The sequence below is a fragment of the Pseudomonas sp. SDO5271_S396 genome (assembly GCF_054071795.1).
The window spans coordinates 21,221-38,946 of sequence record NZ_JBSVWB010000057.1; the positions used below are offsets into that span (position 1 = coordinate 21,221).

Below are 17,726 nucleotides of genomic sequence, written 5' to 3' on the forward strand. Positions count from 1 at the left end.
CCGTCTGCACGGCGCACCCGGCGCATCAGACGGCAAAGAGCAGGAATTCCCGCTCCCACGAACTGATCACGCGCTTGAAGTTTTCATGCTCGGCCCGCTTGACCGCGACGTAGCCTGTGATGAATTTATGACCCAGGTATTTCTCGATGGTCTTGCTGTTTTCCATGCGTTCCAGGGCGTCTTCGATGGTCAGCGGCAGGCGCAGGTTGCGGCGCTCGTAACCACGCCCCACTACCGGCGCGCTCGGATTATGGCCTTCGACCATGCCGATGAAACCGCACAGCAAGCTGGCGGCAATCGCCAGGTAGGGGTTGGCGTCGGCACCCGGCAAGCGGTTTTCCACGCGGCGGTTCTGCGGCCCGGCATCCGGTACGCGCAAGCCCACGGTGCGGTTCTCTTCGCCCCACTCCACGTTCACAGGCGCCGAGGTATCCGGCAGGAAGCGGCGGAACGAGTTCACGTTGGGGGCAAACAAGGGCAGCAGTTCGGGGATGAACTTCTGCAGGCCACCGATGTGGTTGAGAAACAGCTGGCTCATGGTCCCGTCTTCATTGGAGAAGACGTTCTTGCCGGTGGCAATGTCGATGATGCTCTGGTGCAGGTGCATCGCGCTGCCAGGCTCGCCGGTCATCGGCTTGGCCATGAAGGTGGCGGCCACATCGTGCTTGAGCGCGGCTTCACGCATGGTGCGTTTGAACACCAGGATCTGGTCGGCCAGGGACAGGGCATCGCCGTGACGGAAATTGATTTCCATCTGCGCCGTGCCGTCCTCGTGGATCAGGGTGTCGAGGTCCAGCTCCTGCAATTCGCACCAGTCGTAGACGTCTTCGAACAGCGGGTCGAATTCGTTGGCCGCTTCTATGGAGAAGGACTGACGACCCGTTTCCGGGCGCCCGGAACGGCCAATCGGCGGTTGCAGCGGGAAGTCCGGGTCTTCGCAGCGCTTGGTCAGGTAGAACTCCATCTCCGGCGCCACGATGGGCTGCCAGCCTTTGTCGGCGTAGAGCTTGAGGACTTTCTTGAGCACGTTGCGCGGCGACAGCTCGATGGGGTTGCCCTGCTTGTCGTAGGTGTCGTGGATCACCTGTGCAGTGGGCTCGATGGCCCAGGGCACCAGGAACACCGCGTTCTGGTCGGGGCGGCAGATCATGTCGATGTCGGCCGGGTCGAGCAGTTCGTAATAGATGTCGTCTTCGACATAGTCGCCAGTCACGGTCTGTAGCAGAACGCTTTCGGGCAGGCGCATGCCTTTTTCGGCGATGAATTTGTTGGTCGGCGAGATTTTGCCCCGGGTAATCCCGGTGAGGTCGCCAATCATGCATTCGACTTCTGTGATCTTGTGGTCTTTCAACCAATCGGTGAGCTGGTCGAGGTTGTTACTCATAAATGCCTCTGGGCTGGGTTTCCTGACACCCATTAAAGGTCAGGCGTTGGTTGACGCAGCATCCGCGTCGCGTTGCATCGCCCGCTTTCGACAGGCGGTACCGAATGCCTGGAAGATCGCGAGATAGTGCGGGTTAGAGCTTACCTGCCATTCGGGGTGCCATTGCACTCCTAAAGCAAAAGCCTTGCCCGCAATAACAGAAAAAGCTTCGATCAAGCCGTCCGGTGCCGTGGCCTCGACCTGCAACCCCGGCGCCAGGCGGTCGACGCCCTGCCCGTGAATCGAGTTGACCTGAATCGTCTGCGGCAACCCCAGGCTTGCCAATACCCCATTCGGGGAGATCGCCACGGTATGCGCAGGGCCGTACTGGACGTCCAGCGGCTGGGTGTCGTCTTCGCGGTGATCCATCATGCCGGGCACTTCGTGAACCTTCTGGTGCAGGCTGCCGCCAAAAGCCACGTTCATTTCCTGGAAACCCCTGCAGATCCCCAGCACCGGCACGCCTGCCGCGATGGCGGCGCGCAATAGCGGCAAGGTGGTGCGGTCCCGTGCAGAATCATGAGCAGTCCCGGGCGCGCTGGCCGGACCGTCGTAGTGAAAGGGTTCGATGTTGGAGGGAGAGCCGGTGAAAAGAATGCCGTCCAGACTGTCAAGAATATTGGCCGGTTCGAACACATCCCCGAGGGACGGAATGATCAATGGCAAGCCCTTGGCAGCGGTGGCCACTGCACGGACATATTTGTCGCCACTGATGTGATAAGCATGCAGACCGACCTGTTTGGAGCAGGCGGTGACGCCGATTAACGGCAGGCGAGACATGAAGCACCCCGGTATTATTGCTGTTATGGGTTTGAATCGAGCTTAGCCTTGTTCATTTTTTTACACAACACCCCCGTAAAAAATACAACACGGCCCGCTCAAGCCTGCTAGTCCCAAGCCGCCTAAACCCAAAAAACCGCCCCAAAAAGCCCCAAAAAAGCCCTCGCGGCGCTTTTTTAGGGCAAAAAAGGCCTTGCTTGACTTCGGCATGCCGTTCGGGTTGACTGAAACCAGAAAAGATCAATGATTGATATTTTTAACAACAAAGGTGTTGCATCATGTCGGTACCCCCGCGTGCCGTTCAGCTTAACGAAGCGAACGCGTTCCTTAAGGATCATCCTGAGGTTCTGTACGTAGACCTTCTAATTGCGGATATGAATGGTGTGGTGCGCGGCAAGCGCATCGAACGCACCAGCCTCCACAAGGTTTACGAGAAGGGCATTAACCTGCCTGCCTCTTTATTTGCTCTGGATATCAACGGCTCCACGGTGGAAAGCACCGGTCTGGGCCTGGACATCGGTGATGCTGACCGAATCTGCTATCCCATCCCCGACACCCTGTGCAATGAGCCCTGGCAAAAGCGCCCTACCGCGCAACTGCTGATGACCATGCACGAACTCGAAGGTGAACCTTTCTTCGCCGATCCGCGCGAAGTGCTCCGCCAAGTTGTAAGCAAATTTGACGACCTCGGTCTGACCATCTGCGCCGCCTTCGAACTCGAGTTCTACCTGATCGACCAGGAGAACGTGAACGGCCGTCCACAACCGCCCCGCTCGCCGATTTCCGGCAAACGCCCGCACTCGACACAGGTCTACCTGATCGACGACCTCGACGAATACGTCGACTGCCTCCAGGACATTCTGGAAGGTGCAAAAGAGCAAGGCATTCCGGCCGACGCCATCGTCAAGGAAAGCGCCCCCGCGCAATTCGAAGTCAACCTGCACCACGTGGCCGACCCGATCAAGGCCTGCGACTACGCGGTACTGCTCAAGCGCCTGATCAAGAACATCGCCTACGACCATGAGATGGACACCACCTTCATGGCCAAGCCCTACCCGGGCCAGGCAGGCAACGGTCTGCATGTGCACATCTCCGTACTGGACAAGGACGGCAAGAATATTTTTGCCAGCGAGGATCCCGAGCAGAACGCCGCATTGCGTCACGCGATCGGCGGTGTGCTCGAGACCCTGCCCGCCCAGATGGCGTTCCTGTGCCCCAACGTCAACTCCTACCGTCGTTTTGGCGCGCAGTTCTACGTGCCGAACTCGCCGAGCTGGGGCCTGGACAACCGCACCGTCGCCCTGCGCGTGCCTACCGGCTCGGCGGATGCCGTACGCCTGGAACACCGCGTGGCCGGCGCCGACGCCAACCCGTACCTGCTGATGGCCTCGGTCCTGGCGGGTGTGCACCACGGCCTGACCAACAAGATCGAGCCGAACGCACCGGTGGAAGGCAACAGCTACGAGCAGAACGAACAAAGTCTGCCGAACAACCTGCGTGATGCCCTGCGCGAGCTGGACGACAGCGAGGTGATGGCCAAGTACATCGATCCGAAGTACATCGATATCTTCGTCGCCTGCAAGGAAAGTGAGCTGGAAGAGTTCGAACACTCCATCTCCGACCTTGAGTACAACTGGTACCTGCATACCGTCTAAACGGCGCTTGCATTAAAAAACGCCACAGGCTTTTGGTCTGTGGCGTTTTTTTGGCTTTTTTCAGGTAGACCGAGGTGAATTCATCGCAGCGATGCGGCGGCCCGACAAGCCAGCTCCCACATTTTGAGCTGTGAACACATTCAAAGGTGGGAGCTGGCTTGCCTGCGATGAGGCCCCGGCAGACAACACACCTTCCTGCTCATACAATGCCCGCTGCCTTGTAGGAGACATCCATGACCACCCGCCCCGCCGCCCCTCGCAAACCCCGCGCCCGCAGCCAGGCCCGGATAGACGCGATTCTCGACGCCGCCCGCACTTTGCTGGCTGCCGAAGGCGTGGCGAGTTTGTCGATTTACAGCGTGGCCGAGCGGGCAGAGATTCCGCCGTCGTCGGTGTACCACTTCTTCGCCAGTGTGCCGGCATTGCTGGAAGCCTTGACCGCTGACGTCCACGGCGCCTTCCGGGCGGCTATTCAAGCGCCTATCGATCATGAGTCACTCAAGCACTGGCGCGATCTATCCTGCATCGTCGAACAGCGCATGCTCACCATCTACGAGCAAGACGCCGCCGCCCGCCAGTTGATCCTGGCCCAGCACGGGTTGACCGAAGTGACCCAGGCGGATCACCAGCATGACCTGGAGTTGGGAGATTTGATGTTGGCCGTGTTCAGCCGCCACTTCGAAGTGCCGACCTTGCCAAAAGAGGTGGATGTGTTTGCGTTGGCACTGGAGCTGAGTGACCGTGTCTACGCACGCTCGATACATCAGCACGGGCACATCACCGCGCGCATGGCCGAGGAAGGGATGCGGGTGTTTGATGCGTATGTGGGGCTCTACTTGCCAGCCTATTTGCCCAAACGGGCCTCATCGCAGGCAAGCCAGCTCCCACACTGACGGCATTCCAGGGTTAGAACGCGATCACTGTGGGAGCTGGCTTGCCTGCGATAGCGGCCTCAAGACCGACGCCAATCACAACTTGGCAATCGACACCTCGGTGGATTTCACGAACGCGATCACTTCGCTGCCGATCACCAGTTCCAGCTCTTTGACCGAGCGGGTGGTGATCACGGAAGTGACGATGCCGGACGCGGTCTGCACGTCGATTTCCGACAGCACGTCGCCTTCGACGATTTCCTTGATGGTGCCTTTGAATTGGTTACGTACGTTGATGGCTTTGATAGTCATGGTGTTCTTCCTTCGTGGGACGAGTGAGTTATTGAGCCCAACGCAATTGCGTAGGCAGCGGTGAAACAGGTTCGGGTTCCGGCGGCGAACCGGGCAACGACAACACGCGGCTCAGGACTTCAGCTTCCAGCGCCGCCAGGCGATGGGAGCCACGAGCTCTCGGGCGAGGCAGGTCGACCACCAGATCGAGGCCGATTTCGCCGTCTTCAATCAGGATCACGCGGTCAGCGATGGCCACGGCTTCGCTGACGTCATGGGTCACCAGCAACACGGTGAAACCGTGTTTCTGCCAAAGGTTTTCGATCAGTTGCTGCATTTCGATGCGGGTCAGGGCATCCAGCGCGCCCAGCGGTTCATCGAGCAACAGCAAGCGCGGTTGATGGATCAGCGCCCGGGCCAGGGCCACGCGCTGCTTCTGGCCGCCGGACAACGCGGCGGGCCATTCATTGGCGCGTTCGGCCAGGCCTACGGCCTCCAGCGCTTCGAGCGCCTTGGCACGCCAATCGCCCTTGAGTCCCAGGCCGACGTTGTCGATGATTTTTTTCCACGGCAGCAGGCGCGCTTCCTGGAACATCAACCGCGTATCTTCGATCGCCTCGCTCAGCGGCGCGGCACCGGCCAGCAACTCGCCGCTGCTGGCTTTGTCCAGGCCCGCCAACAGGCGCAACAAGGTACTTTTGCCGCAACCGCTGCGACCGACCACAGCCACGAACTGGCCTGCCGGAATGTGCAGGTCGATGTCCTTGAGCACTTCCCGCGCACCGAACGCCTTGCGCAACTTGCGCACGGCCAGCGGAATACCCTTGAGCAGGCGCGGAGGTTGTTGAGCCGTCATGCCGCACCTCCTTTCACTTGGTACGCCGGATGCCAGCGCAGCCACACACGCTCCAGGCCGCGAGCCGCCAGGTCGGCGAGCTTGCCGAGAATGGCGTACATCACGATGGCCAGCACCACCACGTCGGTTTGCAGAAATTCACGGGCGTTCATCGCCAGATAGCCGATACCGGAGCTGGCCGAGATGGTTTCCGCCACGATCAGCGTCAGCCACATGAAACCCAGGGCAAAGCGCACACCCACCAGAATCGACGGCAGCGCGCCGGGCAGGATCACCTGACGGAACAGACTGAAGCCGGACAATCCGTAGCTGCGCGACATTTCCACCAACGCCGGGTCGACGTTACGGATGCCGTGATACGTGTTGAGGTAGATCGGGAACAGCGTGCCGAGGGCGACCAGGAAAATCTTCGCGGTCTCGTCAATGCCGAACCACAGGATCACCAGCGGAATCAGCGCCAGGTGCGGCACGTTGCGGATCATCTGCACCGAACTGTCCAGCAGGCGCTCGCCCCACTTCGACAGGCCAGTGATAAAGCCCAGGGCCAGGCCAATGCTGCCGCCGATCACGAAGCCCAGGCCAGCACGCCAGCCACTGATTGCCAGGTGCGTCCAGATTTCGCCGCTGGCGACCAGGTTGATACCGGCTTCGATCACGGCGCTGGGCGCCGGCAGAATACGGGTCGACAGCCACCCCGCCGACACCGACAACTGCCACACCGCCAACAGCAATAACGGCAGCACCCAGGGCGCTACGCGATGGCTCAGTTTCTGAACATTCATAAGGCCGCCTCAGCTCTGTGACGCAGCTTTGGGAAGGATATCGTTGGCGACCATCTCGCCGAACGGGCTCACGTATCCGGCGCTTTTCGGCAGCTCGGGACGTTCGATGTCCAGGTGCGGGAACAGCAGTTCGGCCACGCGATACGACTCCTCGAGGTGGGGGTAACCCGAGAAGATAAAGGTGTCGATGCCCAGGTCCGCGTACTCCTTGACCCGCGCCGCAACCGTTGGGCCATCGCCCACCAGCGCAGTGCCCGCGCCGCCCCGCACCAGGCCGACACCGGCCCACAGATTGGGGCTGACTTCCAGATTGTCGCGGTTGCCGCCATGCAAGGCCGCCATGCGTTGCTGGCCCACGGAATCGAAGCGCGCCAGGGACGCCTGGGCACGGGCGATGGTGTCGTCATCCAGGTGGGAGATCAGTTTGTCGGCGGCTTTCCACGCCTCCTCGTTGGTTTCACGCACGATCACATGCAAGCGAATACCGAAGCGCACGGTGCGTCCGAATTTTGCCGCCTTGGCGCGAACCTGTGCGATTTTTTCAGCGACGGCCGCCGGGGGCTCGCCCCAGGTCAACACCATTTCCACCTGCTCGGCTGCCAGGTCCTGGGCCGCTTCGGAGGAACCGCCGAAATACAGCGGCGGACGCGGTTGCTGAATCGGCGGGTACAGCAGCTTGGCGCCTTTGACGCTGATGTGCTGGCCGTCGTAATCCACCGTTTCGCCTTCCAGCACACGGCGCCAGATGCGGGTGAATTCCACCGAAGCCTGGTAGCGCTCTTCGTGGCTGAGGAACAGACCATCACCAGCCAATTCTTCCGGGTCGCCGCCGGTGACCAGGTTGAACAACGCACGGCCACCGGACAGGCGATCCAGGGTCGCGGCCTGACGCGCGGCCACCGTCGGGGAAATGATCCCGGGGCGCAGGGCGACCAGGAATTTCAAACGCTGGGTCACCGGGATCAGCGAGGCGGCCACCAGCCATGAGTCTTCGCAGGAGCGACCGGTGGGGATAAGCACCCCGCCGAACCCCAGGCGGTCTGCCGCCTGGGCTACTTGTTGCAGGTAACCGTGGTCAACGGCGCGGGCGCCTTCGGCGGTGCCAAGGTAATGGCCGTCGCCGTGGGTAGGCAGGAACCAGAAAATATTGAGGCTCATGGAGTTGTCTCCTGAAGAAGTCGGATTACGGCGCTTTGGCCACGGCGGCGGGTGGCGTCCAGATCACGTCCTTGATGTTCAAGGGTTTGGGGATCAATTTGAGTTGGTAGAAGCTGTCGGCGATTTTCTGTTGGGCGGCGACCACTTCCGGGGTCAGAAACAGCGCGCCGTAGCCCTGGCGCTTCACCGAAGTCAGGGTGATGTCAGCCGGCAGGCCGAGCAGTGGCGCTACCTGTTCAGTCACTTCCTGCGGGTTGGCCTTGGACCACTCGCCCACGGCGCGCACTTCTTCGATCAACGCCTTGACTACCTCGGGGTGTTTTTCGGCGTACGGTTTGGTCGCCAGGTAGAACTGATGGTTGTCGGCGATGCCGGTGCCGTCACGCAGGGTGCGGGCTTGCAGCTGTTTCTCGGCGGCGGCCTGGTACGGGTCCCAGATGACCCAGGCGTCCACGCTGCCACGTTCGAACGCGGCACGCGCATCGGCGGGCGGCAGGAACACGGTCTGCACATCTGTGTATTTCAGGCCGGCATCTTCCAGCGCGCGCACCAGCAGGTAGTGCACGTTGGAGCCTTTGTTGAGCACGACTTTCTTGCCCTTGAGCTCGGCCACGGATTTGATCGGCGAGTCTTTGGGCACCAGGATCGCTTCACTGGTCGGTGCCGGTGGCTCGTAGGCCACGTAGAGCAGATCGGCACCGGCGGCCTGGGCGAACACCGGCGGGGTTTCGCCGGTGACGCCGAAGTCGATGGAGCCCACGTTCAGGCCCTCCAGCAACTGCGGACCGCCAGGGAACTCAGTCCACTGAACGTTGACGCCTTGGGCAGCCAAACGCTTTTCCAACGAGCCTTTGGCTTTGAGCAGCACCAGCGTGCCGTATTTCTGATAACCGATCCGCAGGGTTTCCGCGGCCTGGGCTTGAACCATGGCGCCGAAGGACACAGCCGCAGCAAACAGTGCGACCAGACCACGACGCAAGATGACAGTGCGCATGGCGCTCTCTCCAAAAATGCGATAAGGGGGGTTGGCTGCACCTGCTTGGCCGTTGGCGGCTGAGTAAGGTGAGTACTTCTGTAGTTCGGTGTGGCTTAAATGCTCCAGCGAGCACTCAACAAACGTTCATTCAACACATTGGGGTCCAGCGGTTTCGGGCGACGGGCCATGGCGCTGTAAAACGTCTCCAGGGCCTCGTGCAAACGGTGTTCGAGTACAGGCACCAACTGGGCCTGGGCACTGCCTTCGCCATAGGCGATCTGGCTGTCTTCGGCAAAGATGCCGTGGAGCAATTCCTGGGCTTTGAGCGCCGACAACACGGGCTTCAAGGCATAGTCCACCGCCAGCATGTGGGCGATGCTGCCGCCAGTGGCCATTGGCAACACGATCTTGTGCGCCAGGGCCCGTTCGGGCAGCAGGTCCAGCACGGTTTTCAAGGCGCCGGAAAACGAGGCCTTGTACACCGGTGTAGCGATCACCAGGCCATCGGCGTTGGCCACTTGCTGCAACAGGTCGATGACCTTGGGGCTGTCGAAGCGTGCGTGCAACAAGTCTTCCGCCGGGAAGTCCCGTATCTGGTAACTCACCACCTCCACACCTTTGTCCTGCAACCATTGACGGGTTTTCTCCAGCAAGACCCCGGAGCGGGAACGCTGACTGGGACTGCCTCCAAGTGTTACGACCAACATGCGGGAATTCCTTGAGCGGGTGCCGGCGGTTCGCTGTGTGGCGATGGCGCCAAGATGGAACAGACCTTATCAGCTGATTTATATATCTATAAATCTTATTTTTTCATTTGTTTATTCTTTAAATGAATATGCAACCCATCAAAACGCGAGCGAAAAAAAAGGCCGTGAAAACGGCCTGAAAACCCCTGCTATGTGATTCGGCTTCCCCTCAGATTCTGTAGTGCGTGTAACGACGCTATCGCGGGCAAGCCCGCTCCCACAGGAGAATACGCTGAACTGTGGGAGCCGGGCTTGCCCGCGATGGCAATATCAACCTTAACGGTTAGGCTGAGGGGTCAAGCGCAGGTACGGCTTCACCGCGCGGTAGCCTTTCGGAAAGCGTTTCTTGATTTCTTCCTCATCCTTGAGCGACGGCACGATCACCACCTCATCACCGTCCACCCAGTTGGCGGGCGTGGCGACCTTGTGGTTGTCGGTCAGTTGCAGCGAGTCGATGACCCGCAGGATTTCATGGAAGTTGCGCCCCGTGCTGGCCGGGTAGGTGATGGTCAGGCGAATCTTCTTGTTCGGGTCGATCACGAACAAGGAACGCACGGTAAGGGTGTCACTGGCGTTCGGGTGGATCAGGTCATACAGGTCGGAGACCTTGCGATCGGCATCGGCCAGGATCGGAAAGTTGACGACGGTGTTCTGGGTTTCGTTGATGTCCTCGATCCACTTGTGGTGGGAGTCCACCGGGTCGACCGACAGGGCAATCGCCTTGACGCCGCGCTGGGCGAATTCGTCCTTGAGTTTGGCGGTAAAGCCCAGCTCGGTGGTGCACACCGGGGTGAAGTCCGCCGGGTGGGAAAACAACACCCCCCAGCTGTCGCCCAGCCATTCGTGGAAACGGATCTTGCCGGCGCTGGAATCCTGTTCGAAGTCGGGGGCGATATCGCCCAGTCTTAGGCTCATGGTGTGGCTCCTGGTGAGTGCTTATAGCGCCTACTGTGCAGGGTTTCTGGGTTATTTAAAAAGAATAAATATCGATTTATCTAGACGATAAGTGAATATTAAAAATGTGTTCATTGGACGCGGCAACGGACGAGGCGCACCATGGGTTCCAAGGTTCGAGAAGGCCTTGAGACGCTGTAAAAGAGGGGTTCAGGAAGGGCTTGCGGGGGTTGAGCCCGACTTGAAACGCAAGACACCTTGCCCGGCATTGCGCCGGGCAAGGCTTTACAGTCTTACAACAGCGGGATCGAGTAGCTGACGATCAAGCGGTTTTCGTCCTGGGAACGGGTGTTCGCCAGGTCGGTGCGCCACATCGCGTTTTTCCACGCGAAGCCGAGGTTTTTCAGCGGGCCTTCCGGCACAACGTAGGCCAGGGTCAGGTCGCGTTCCCACTCGGTTTTTTCGCCGACGATGGTGTCGATGTTGTCGCCACGCAGGTAAACCACGCCAGCCGTCAGGCCAGGTACGCCGACCTTGGCGAAGTCGTAGGCGTAGCGAGCTTGCCAGGTACGCTCGCCGGCACGGGCGAACTTCTGGATCTGCATGTCGGTGATGGTGCTGTTCGACGAGCCGTCACCTTGGTTCAGCCAAGGGAAGTCACTGTCACCCTTGGTGTACTGGTAGCCAGCGCCGAAGGTGTGACCGTTGACCGAGTACAGCGCCAGGTAGCTGTACAGATCGTTGTCGACCTTACCCTTGACCTTGGTGGCGTTGGTCGGATGGTCGGAGTAGTAACCGGTGGTGTAGTAGCCAGCGGTATCACCGTTGGCGCCGTTGTCACGGCTGCGGTAGTAACGCAGGTCACTCTTCAGGACGCCAGGACCGATTGCCCAGTTGTGCACCAGGCCCAGGAAGTTCTGCTCGTAGAAGTCCTTCAGCTCGCCGTAGTAGTACGAAGCGGTCAGGTCTTTGGTGATTTTGTAATCAGCACCGGCGTAGTAGAACTTGTTGACGAAGTTACCGGCGTTGTAGTTCGAGCTACCGTTGGCGCCAGCCAGCGACAGGCCTTCGTTGTTGCTGGAGTTACGCCCTTTGGAGTGCTCGATCTGACCGGCAGTCAGGGTCAGGTCCTTGATCTCGCCGGAAGTGATCTGGCCACCCTGGAAGGTTTGCGGCAGCAGACGACCGTCGTTGGTCTTGATGACCGGGTTGTTTGGCTGCAGGGTGCCGATTTTCAGCTCGGTCTGGGAGATCTTGACCTTACCGGTCACGCCCAGGCTGGCGAAATCATGAACAGCCTTGTTGCCATCGCTTGGGAAGATGGTGCCGCCGGACGCAGTGCCGGTGTAGTTGCCGTGATCTGCGCGGCTGGAGTCCAGACGCACGCCGTACAGGCCGATCGCGTCAACACCGAACTGGACGGTACCTTGGGTGTAACCCGAGATGAAACGCAGATCGAAGCCTTGGCCCCATTCAGCGTTCTTGCTACGGGTGTTGGAAGTACCCGAAGGTTGCAGGTCGCGGTTGTCGGTGTTGATGTAAAAGTTACGCAGCCCCAGTGTTGCCTTGCTGTCTTCGATGAAACCGGCGGAGTTTGCCTGTTGGGCAATCGCAGCGACAGCCACGGCCAACGCCAATGTTGACTTCTTCATGTACCGCTCCTCTCATTTCTAATTTTTGTATTTCTTTGGTCGCGGGTCTGACGCCCTTGATCCACAGATGCGCGATTAGCGCCAGATAGTGACTACCAAGTCAATCGTAACCTTGTGTGTCTACTACCTTCGTCTAACCGCTGTTGATTTGGTCCCTGCAGGGTAATGAGTTTTTCATACACCCAAAAAGAATTATTTCATTCTTTTTCATACGATCCAGGAATAAGTCTTTCCATGGCACGGGCCGAACAGCATAGACAACCCGCTCCATAAGCTAATGCCCAAATGGTATTTACTCGCCTGTTTTTAGATCGATTAGTGTGACCGTACTGTTGCATACGTCACTCACGATCAAAAAGGCGACGCCATCATGGCCAAACGCACATCCTCTCGTCAATTTGTTACAGTTTTTGTGTCACTAATACTTTCTTTTGGTGTCCAAGCGGCCGGCCTCACCGTGGGCTACCAAACCGGCATCGACCCCAGCAAAGTCCCACAGGCAGACGGCCTCTACGAGAAAACCCTCGGCGAAACGATCAACTGGCGCCGATTCAACAGCGGGCCAGAAGTCGTCACAGCCATCGCCTCGGGCGATGTGCAGATCGGCAACCTGGGCTCCAGCCCTCTCGCCGCAGCCGCTTCGCGCAACCTGCCGATCGTGGCGTTTATCGTATCGGCACAGATCAACTCATCTGAAGCGCTGGTGGTGCGCAACGGCAGCGGCATCGATAAACCCGCCGACCTAGTCGGCAAAACCATCGCTACCCCCTTCGTCTCAACCTCTCATTACAGCCTGCTCGGCGCCTTGAAGCACTGGGGCCTGGACACCCGGCAAGTCAAAGTGGTGAACCTACAACCCGCCGAAATTGCCGCCGCATGGAAACGGGGCGACATCGACGGCGCCTTCGTGTGGTCGCCGGCACTCGGCGAAATTCGCAAGACCGGCAAAACCCTGACAGACGCGGCCCAGGTGGGCCAGTGGGGCGCACCCACCTTTGAAGTGTGGGTGGCGCGCAAGGATTTCGCGGAAAAACATCCTGACGTAGTGGCCAGGTTTGCCAAGGTCACCCTGGATTCGTTCGCTGACTATGCAGCCCATAAAGACAGCTGGACGGTGGATTCCGGGCCGGTGCAGAAAATCGCCAAATTGACAGGCTCGAACGCAGCCGATATTCCCGAGCTGCTGTCCGGCACGACCTTTCCGGATGCACAGGCGCAGCAGACCGATGCCTTGCTCAAAGGCGGCACGGCGAAGGCGATTGGGGAAACGGCGAAATTCTTGAAGGAACAGGGGAAGGTTGAAACGGTGTTGCCGGACTATTCGGCGTTCGTGACCGACAAATTTATCGGCCATTAGCAGATCCAGTGTGGGAGAGGGCTTGCTCGCGAAGACATCGTGTCAGTCAATATAAGGCTGATTGATACACCGCCTTCGCGAGCAAGCCCGCTCCCACATTCAGAGCTGTTGTATTTTCAATCTCCGACTTTACAGGGCCTTTTCGAAAATCTTCGAATTGCGCTGATAGTTGTACAGCGACGCCCGCGCCGCAGGCAGGCGATCCACGCTGCTCGGCGCAAAACCGCGCTCACGGAACCAATGGGCCGTACGCGTGGTGAGCACGAACAAAGTCTTCAAGCCCTGCGCCCGCGCACGGCTTTCGATGCGCTCCAGCAACTCGTCCCCGCGGCCACCGTGGCGGTATTCCGGGTTCACCGCCAGGCACGCCAGCTCACCCGCGTCCGAATCTGCAATCTGATACAGCGCTGCACAGGCGATGATCATGCCTTCGCGCTCCACCACACTGAACTGCTCGATCTCGCGTTCCAGCACTTCCCGCGAACGCCGCACCAGAATCCCTTGCTCCTCCAGCGGGCTGATCAAGTCAAGCAAACCGCCCACGTCTTCAATCGCCGCTTCACGCACCAGCTCGAATTGTTCCTGGGCCACCAGCGTGCCGCCGCCGTCCCTGGTAAACAATTCGGTGAGCAAGGCACCGTCTTCGGCGTAGCTGACGATATGACTGCGCCCTACCCCACCCCGGCAGGCCTCGGCAGCCGCATCGAGCAACTCGGCCTGGTAATTGCTGCCCAGGCGCTGCAAGTGGGCCGGTACTTGTTGCGGACGTAGCTCGCGAACCAGGCGACCGTTTTCGTCGATCAGCCCCAGGTCGGCACCGAACAGCAACAACTTGTCAGCGCCCAGGTCGATGGCGGCGCGGGTCGCGACGTCTTCACAGGCCAGGTTGAAGATTTCACCGGTCGGCGAATAACCCAACGGCGACAGCAGCACAATGGAGCGCTCATCCAGCAGACGGTTGATGCCCTTGCGATCGACCCGGCGCACTTCGCCAGTGTGGTGGTAATCCACCCCTTCCAGCACGCCGATGGGCCGCGCGGTTACCAGGTTGCCGCTGGCGACACGCAAGCGCGAGCCCTGCATCGGCGACGAGGCCATGTCCATGGACAGGCGCGCTTCAATGGCAATACGCAGGTGGCCGACCGCGTCGATCACACACTCCAGGGTCGCGGCATCGGTGATGCGCAAACCTTCGTGGTAAGCCGGGGTCAGGCCGCGCGCTTCAAGGCGCGCTTCGATCTGTGGACGCGAGCCGTGCACCAGCACCAATCGCACGCCGAGGCTGTGGAGCAGCACCAGGTCGTGGACGATATTGCCGAAGTTGGGATGTTCCACACCGTCGCCGGGCAGCATGACCACGAAGGTGCAGTCCCGGTGAGCGTTGATGTAGGGCGAAGCGTGACGAAGCCAATTGACGTATTCGGGCATGAACCTGGGCCTGTAATAAAAAGCAGCCAAAAAGAATGAATCGTTAAAACGCACAGCGGGCTGATGGTTATCGTCGGAACAGGCTTGGCGACACGCTCGCTCTCCTTCTATGTACGAATGGGCTGGGGTTAATTTATGCGGGCTTCAGGCAGTAATGCTCGATCAGTTCCCGCAATAGACGCACTGTAGGCGTCAAGCGTGACATTTCGAGGTATTCGCCCGGCTGGTGGGCACACGCGATATCGCCCGGACCCAGCACCAGGGTTTCGCACCCAAGGCGCTGAAGATAAGGCGCTTCGGTGCCGAACGCTACTGCTTCGGCACGATGGCCGGTCAATCGTTCCGCGACCCGCACCAACTCGGCGTCTTCCGCTTGTTCGAACGGCGGCACTTCAGGAAACAGCGGCGCGTAATCGATCGTCACCTGATGGCGCTCGGCCACAGGTTGCAGCTTCTGGCGGATGGCGTCGCGCAGCACCTGAGGGTCCATGCCCGGCAAAGGCCGCAGATCGAACTCCAGGGAACACTGACCGCAGATGCGGTTGGGGTTGTCGCCACCATGGATGCAGCCGAAATTAAGGGTCGGCTGCGGCACACTGAATTGCGGGTTGCGGTATTCGCGTTGCCAGGCCAGGCGCAGGCCACGCAGTTCGCCGATGGCATCGTGCATGGCCTCCAGAGCGCTGTGCCCCAGGCGCGGGTCCGACGAGTGGCCGCTTTGGCCAAGAATGTCGATACGCTCCATCATCACGCCTTTGTGCAGGCGGATCGGCTTGAGGCCGGTGGGCTCGCCGATCACCGCCGCACGGCCCAGTGGGCGTCCGGCTTCGGCCAGCGCCCGGGCGCCCGCCATGGAGCTTTCTTCGTCGCACGTGGCGAGGATCAGCAAGGGTTGCTTGAACGGTTGGTCCAGCAATGGCAACACGGCCTCAATGGCCAGGGCGAAAAAACCCTTCATGTCGCAACTGCCCAACCCTACCCAACGGCCGTCAACTTCCGTCAGCTTGAGCGGATCGGTTTTCCACAGCGCCGCATCGTAAGGAACGGTGTCGCTATGGCCCGACAGCACCAGGCCACCAGGCCCCGTGCCATACGTGGCCAACAGGTTGAATTTGCCAGGGCTGACCTGCTGGATATCGATGGCGAACCCCAGATCCCCCAGCCAACCGGCCAGCAGGTCGATCACGGGGCGATTGGTCTGGTCGAGAGACGCCTGGGTGCAACTGACCGACGGCGCGGCAATCAGCGCGGCGAACTGCTCTTTCATGGTGGGTAATGGCATGCGCGGTCTCTCAACTTCCCGGATGAAGCCCACTATAGAGCCATCTGTACGACACAATAAACCGTTGCGGCGCGTTGCCGGGCTCAGTCCTGTACACTGCACGGCCTTGGCAGCCACTCTTTTCCCCGGCTGCGCTCCCGATCCTGGATTTTCCGGCCATGCAGAAAGAAACCGAAATCAAGCTCCGCGTCAGCCGCGAAACACTCGCCGCGCTGCGTGAGCACCCGTTACTGAAAAAACGCAACAAAAGTGGCTGGGAACGCCGTGAGTTGATGAACCAGTATTTCGACACCCCCGAGCGCGAACTGGCCCAGGCCAAAGTCGCCCTGCGCTTGCGCAAGGACGGTGACGCCATCATCCAGACCCTCAAGACCCGAGGCCAGAGCGTCGCCGGCCTGTCGGAACGCAACGAGTACAACTGGGACCTGCCCAAAGCCAAGCTCGACGTGAAAAAACTCGACGGCGAATGCTGGCCCGAGCAGTTGGCCGAACTGGACAAAAAGACCCTCAAGCCGATCTTCACCACCGACTTCGTGCGTGAACGCGCCGAAATCGCCTGGGGCCGTGGCAAGGCCAAAGTGGTGATCGAAGCCGCCCTGGACCTGGGCCACGTGGTCGTCGGCAAGCAGAAGGAAGAAATCTGCGAGCTGGAACTGGAACTGCGCGAAGGCGAACCGGCCGCCCTGCTGGAACTGGCCGCCGAATTGGCCGAAACCCTGGCGCTGATGCCCTGCGATATCAGCAAGGCCGAACGCGGCTATCGCCTGTACGACGCCAGCAGCTATTCCCTGAGCCTGCCCGCGCCGCAACTGCACGCCGAAATGCCCCTGGACGATGCCTTCGCCGCGATCCTGTGGCACCTGCTGGGCAGCAGCCAGCGCCTGGCCGAGCAATACCGCTTCAATGGCCACTGGCGCCTGCTGCAAGACTGGGTCGACAACCTCGGCGAACTGCGCGCCCTGATCGGCAGCCTGGGCCAGGCCGCACCGCGTCAAGCCACCCGTGAACTGCGCAGCGCACTGGATGCATTGCTGGAAGACTGGCGCCCGCTGGTACAGGCTGGCGACGACGATGAAGACATTCGCAAAGCCGCGCCGGAACAGTTCATCGAAGAACTGGACGACGTGCGTTGGGGCCTGTTCTCACTCAACGCATCGCGCTGGCTGCTGGCTCGCACCTGGACCGTTGACCGCAACGTGCGGGGTAACCGTCAGGGCGCGGCGCAGATCACCAACTGGCTGCCGCGCCTCTTGGCCGAAGACGCCGTCGCCCTGCAACTGCCGCGCTACCAACAACAGCCGGAAGACCTGGCCGAGCAGCTGCCGCGCATCGAGCGCATCCAGGCCTGGCTGCACCACGCCCGTCACGTGGTGGACATACCGGAGCTGGACCGCTTGTACGGCGAGTTGAACAAGCTGGCGCAACTGGCCCACCAACCGATCACCGATGAATCGCTGGATGCGCGGATGCAGCAGGCGATTGCGGTGTTTCAGAACCGCGCCTGGAAAACTTTGCTGCGCCTGTAAAATCGCTATCGCGGGCAAGCCCGGCTCCCACAGGGGAATGCATTCCAA

General features: G+C 60.2%; 17 protein-coding genes. 5 read left to right on the forward strand and 12 right to left on the reverse strand.

Annotated features, from left to right (window positions below; all coding sequences use genetic code 11):
- Positions 1-25: 25 nt before the first annotated feature.
- Positions 26-1,384: a glutamine synthetase family protein gene (locus tag ACW9IN_RS26410; protein WP_457368605.1), complete on the reverse strand. Its 1,359-nt coding sequence runs from the start codon at positions 1,382-1,384 to the stop codon at positions 26-28.
- 39 nt (positions 1,385-1,423) lie between these two features.
- Positions 1,424-2,203: a gamma-glutamyl-gamma-aminobutyrate hydrolase family protein gene (locus tag ACW9IN_RS26415; protein WP_457368606.1), complete on the reverse strand. Its 780-nt coding sequence runs from the start codon at positions 2,201-2,203 to the stop codon at positions 1,424-1,426.
- Between the two features lie 278 nt (positions 2,204-2,481).
- Between ACW9IN_RS26415 and ACW9IN_RS26420 the strand changes: the two genes are divergently transcribed.
- Together ACW9IN_RS26420 and ACW9IN_RS26425 are read left to right on the forward strand one after the other, a co-directional pair.
- On the forward strand, positions 2,482-3,858 hold the full coding sequence (locus ACW9IN_RS26420; RefSeq protein WP_457368607.1) for a glutamine synthetase family protein: 1,377 nt from the start codon (positions 2,482-2,484) through the stop codon (positions 3,856-3,858).
- A gap of 233 nt (positions 3,859-4,091) precedes the next feature.
- Positions 4,092-4,751, forward strand: coding sequence for a TetR/AcrR family transcriptional regulator (locus ACW9IN_RS26425; protein WP_457368608.1), 660 nt, complete (start codon positions 4,092-4,094; stop codon positions 4,749-4,751).
- Between the two features lie 75 nt (positions 4,752-4,826).
- Here ACW9IN_RS26425 and ACW9IN_RS26430 read toward each other — a convergent pair whose 3' ends face one another.
- The 6 genes from ACW9IN_RS26430 to ssuE form a co-directional block, all read right to left on the reverse strand.
- Positions 4,827-5,042, reverse strand: coding sequence for a TOBE domain-containing protein (locus ACW9IN_RS26430; protein ID WP_003213899.1), 216 nt, complete (start codon positions 5,040-5,042; stop codon positions 4,827-4,829).
- A gap of 28 nt (positions 5,043-5,070) precedes the next feature.
- A complete protein-coding gene (gene ssuB, locus ACW9IN_RS26435; RefSeq protein ID WP_457368609.1) occupies positions 5,071-5,877 on the reverse strand; it encodes an aliphatic sulfonates ABC transporter ATP-binding protein in 807 nt (268 codons plus the stop codon).
- Complete coding sequence (ssuC, locus tag ACW9IN_RS26440) at positions 5,874-6,659, reverse strand: aliphatic sulfonate ABC transporter permease SsuC (protein WP_457368610.1); 786 nt, start codon at positions 6,657-6,659, stop codon at positions 5,874-5,876. The genes ssuB and ssuC overlap by 4 nt, the downstream gene beginning before the upstream one ends.
- 9 nt (positions 6,660-6,668) lie before the next feature.
- Positions 6,669-7,817 (reverse strand): FMNH2-dependent alkanesulfonate monooxygenase, encoded by a 1,149-nt coding sequence (gene ssuD / locus ACW9IN_RS26445; protein ID WP_457368611.1) that lies wholly within the window; start codon positions 7,815-7,817, stop codon positions 6,669-6,671.
- Positions 7,818-7,842: 25 nt separating this feature from the next.
- A complete protein-coding gene (locus ACW9IN_RS26450; RefSeq protein WP_457368612.1) occupies positions 7,843-8,811 on the reverse strand; it encodes a sulfonate ABC transporter substrate-binding protein in 969 nt (322 codons plus the stop codon).
- 95 nt (positions 8,812-8,906) lie between these two features.
- A complete protein-coding gene (gene ssuE, locus ACW9IN_RS26455) occupies positions 8,907-9,500 on the reverse strand; it encodes an NADPH-dependent FMN reductase (RefSeq protein ID WP_457368613.1) in 594 nt (197 codons plus the stop codon).
- Here ssuE and ACW9IN_RS26460 point away from each other — a divergent pair.
- The gene (locus ACW9IN_RS26460; RefSeq protein WP_457368614.1) at positions 9,499-9,696 is read left to right on the forward strand and encodes a hypothetical protein; all 198 of its coding nucleotides are present in this window, start codon (positions 9,499-9,501) and stop codon (positions 9,694-9,696) included. The genes ssuE and ACW9IN_RS26460 overlap by 2 nt on opposite strands.
- A 119-nt stretch (positions 9,697-9,815) precedes the next feature.
- On the opposite strand, the gene ACW9IN_RS26465 is transcribed toward ACW9IN_RS26460, so the two are convergent.
- Positions 9,816-10,454 carry a peroxiredoxin gene (locus ACW9IN_RS26465; RefSeq protein WP_457368615.1) on the reverse strand — a complete coding sequence of 213 codons (639 nt, stop codon included), beginning with the start codon at positions 10,452-10,454 and terminating at the stop codon, positions 9,816-9,818.
- Between the two features lie 272 nt (positions 10,455-10,726).
- Positions 10,727-12,085: an OprD family porin gene (locus ACW9IN_RS26470; protein ID WP_457368616.1), complete on the reverse strand. Its 1,359-nt coding sequence runs from the start codon at positions 12,083-12,085 to the stop codon at positions 10,727-10,729.
- Positions 12,086-12,455: 370 nt separating this feature from the next.
- On the opposite strand from ACW9IN_RS26470, the gene tauA reads away from it, so the two are divergent.
- Positions 12,456-13,442 (forward strand): taurine ABC transporter substrate-binding protein, encoded by a 987-nt coding sequence (gene tauA / locus ACW9IN_RS26475; RefSeq protein WP_457368617.1) that lies wholly within the window; start codon positions 12,456-12,458, stop codon positions 13,440-13,442.
- Positions 13,443-13,571: 129 nt separating this feature from the next.
- On the opposite strand, the gene argA is transcribed toward tauA, so the two are convergent.
- A complete protein-coding gene (argA, locus tag ACW9IN_RS26480; RefSeq protein ID WP_457368618.1) occupies positions 13,572-14,870 on the reverse strand; it encodes an amino-acid N-acetyltransferase in 1,299 nt (432 codons plus the stop codon).
- A 133-nt stretch (positions 14,871-15,003) separates the two neighbouring features.
- Entirely contained in the window at positions 15,004-16,152 is a 1,149-nt protein-coding gene (gene argE, locus ACW9IN_RS26485) for an acetylornithine deacetylase (protein WP_457368619.1), read from the reverse strand.
- A gap of 158 nt (positions 16,153-16,310) precedes the next feature.
- Between argE and ACW9IN_RS26490 the strand changes: the two genes are divergently transcribed.
- A complete protein-coding gene (locus ACW9IN_RS26490) occupies positions 16,311-17,678 on the forward strand; it encodes a CYTH domain-containing protein (RefSeq protein WP_457368620.1) in 1,368 nt (455 codons plus the stop codon).
- Positions 17,679-17,726 lie beyond the last annotated feature (48 nt).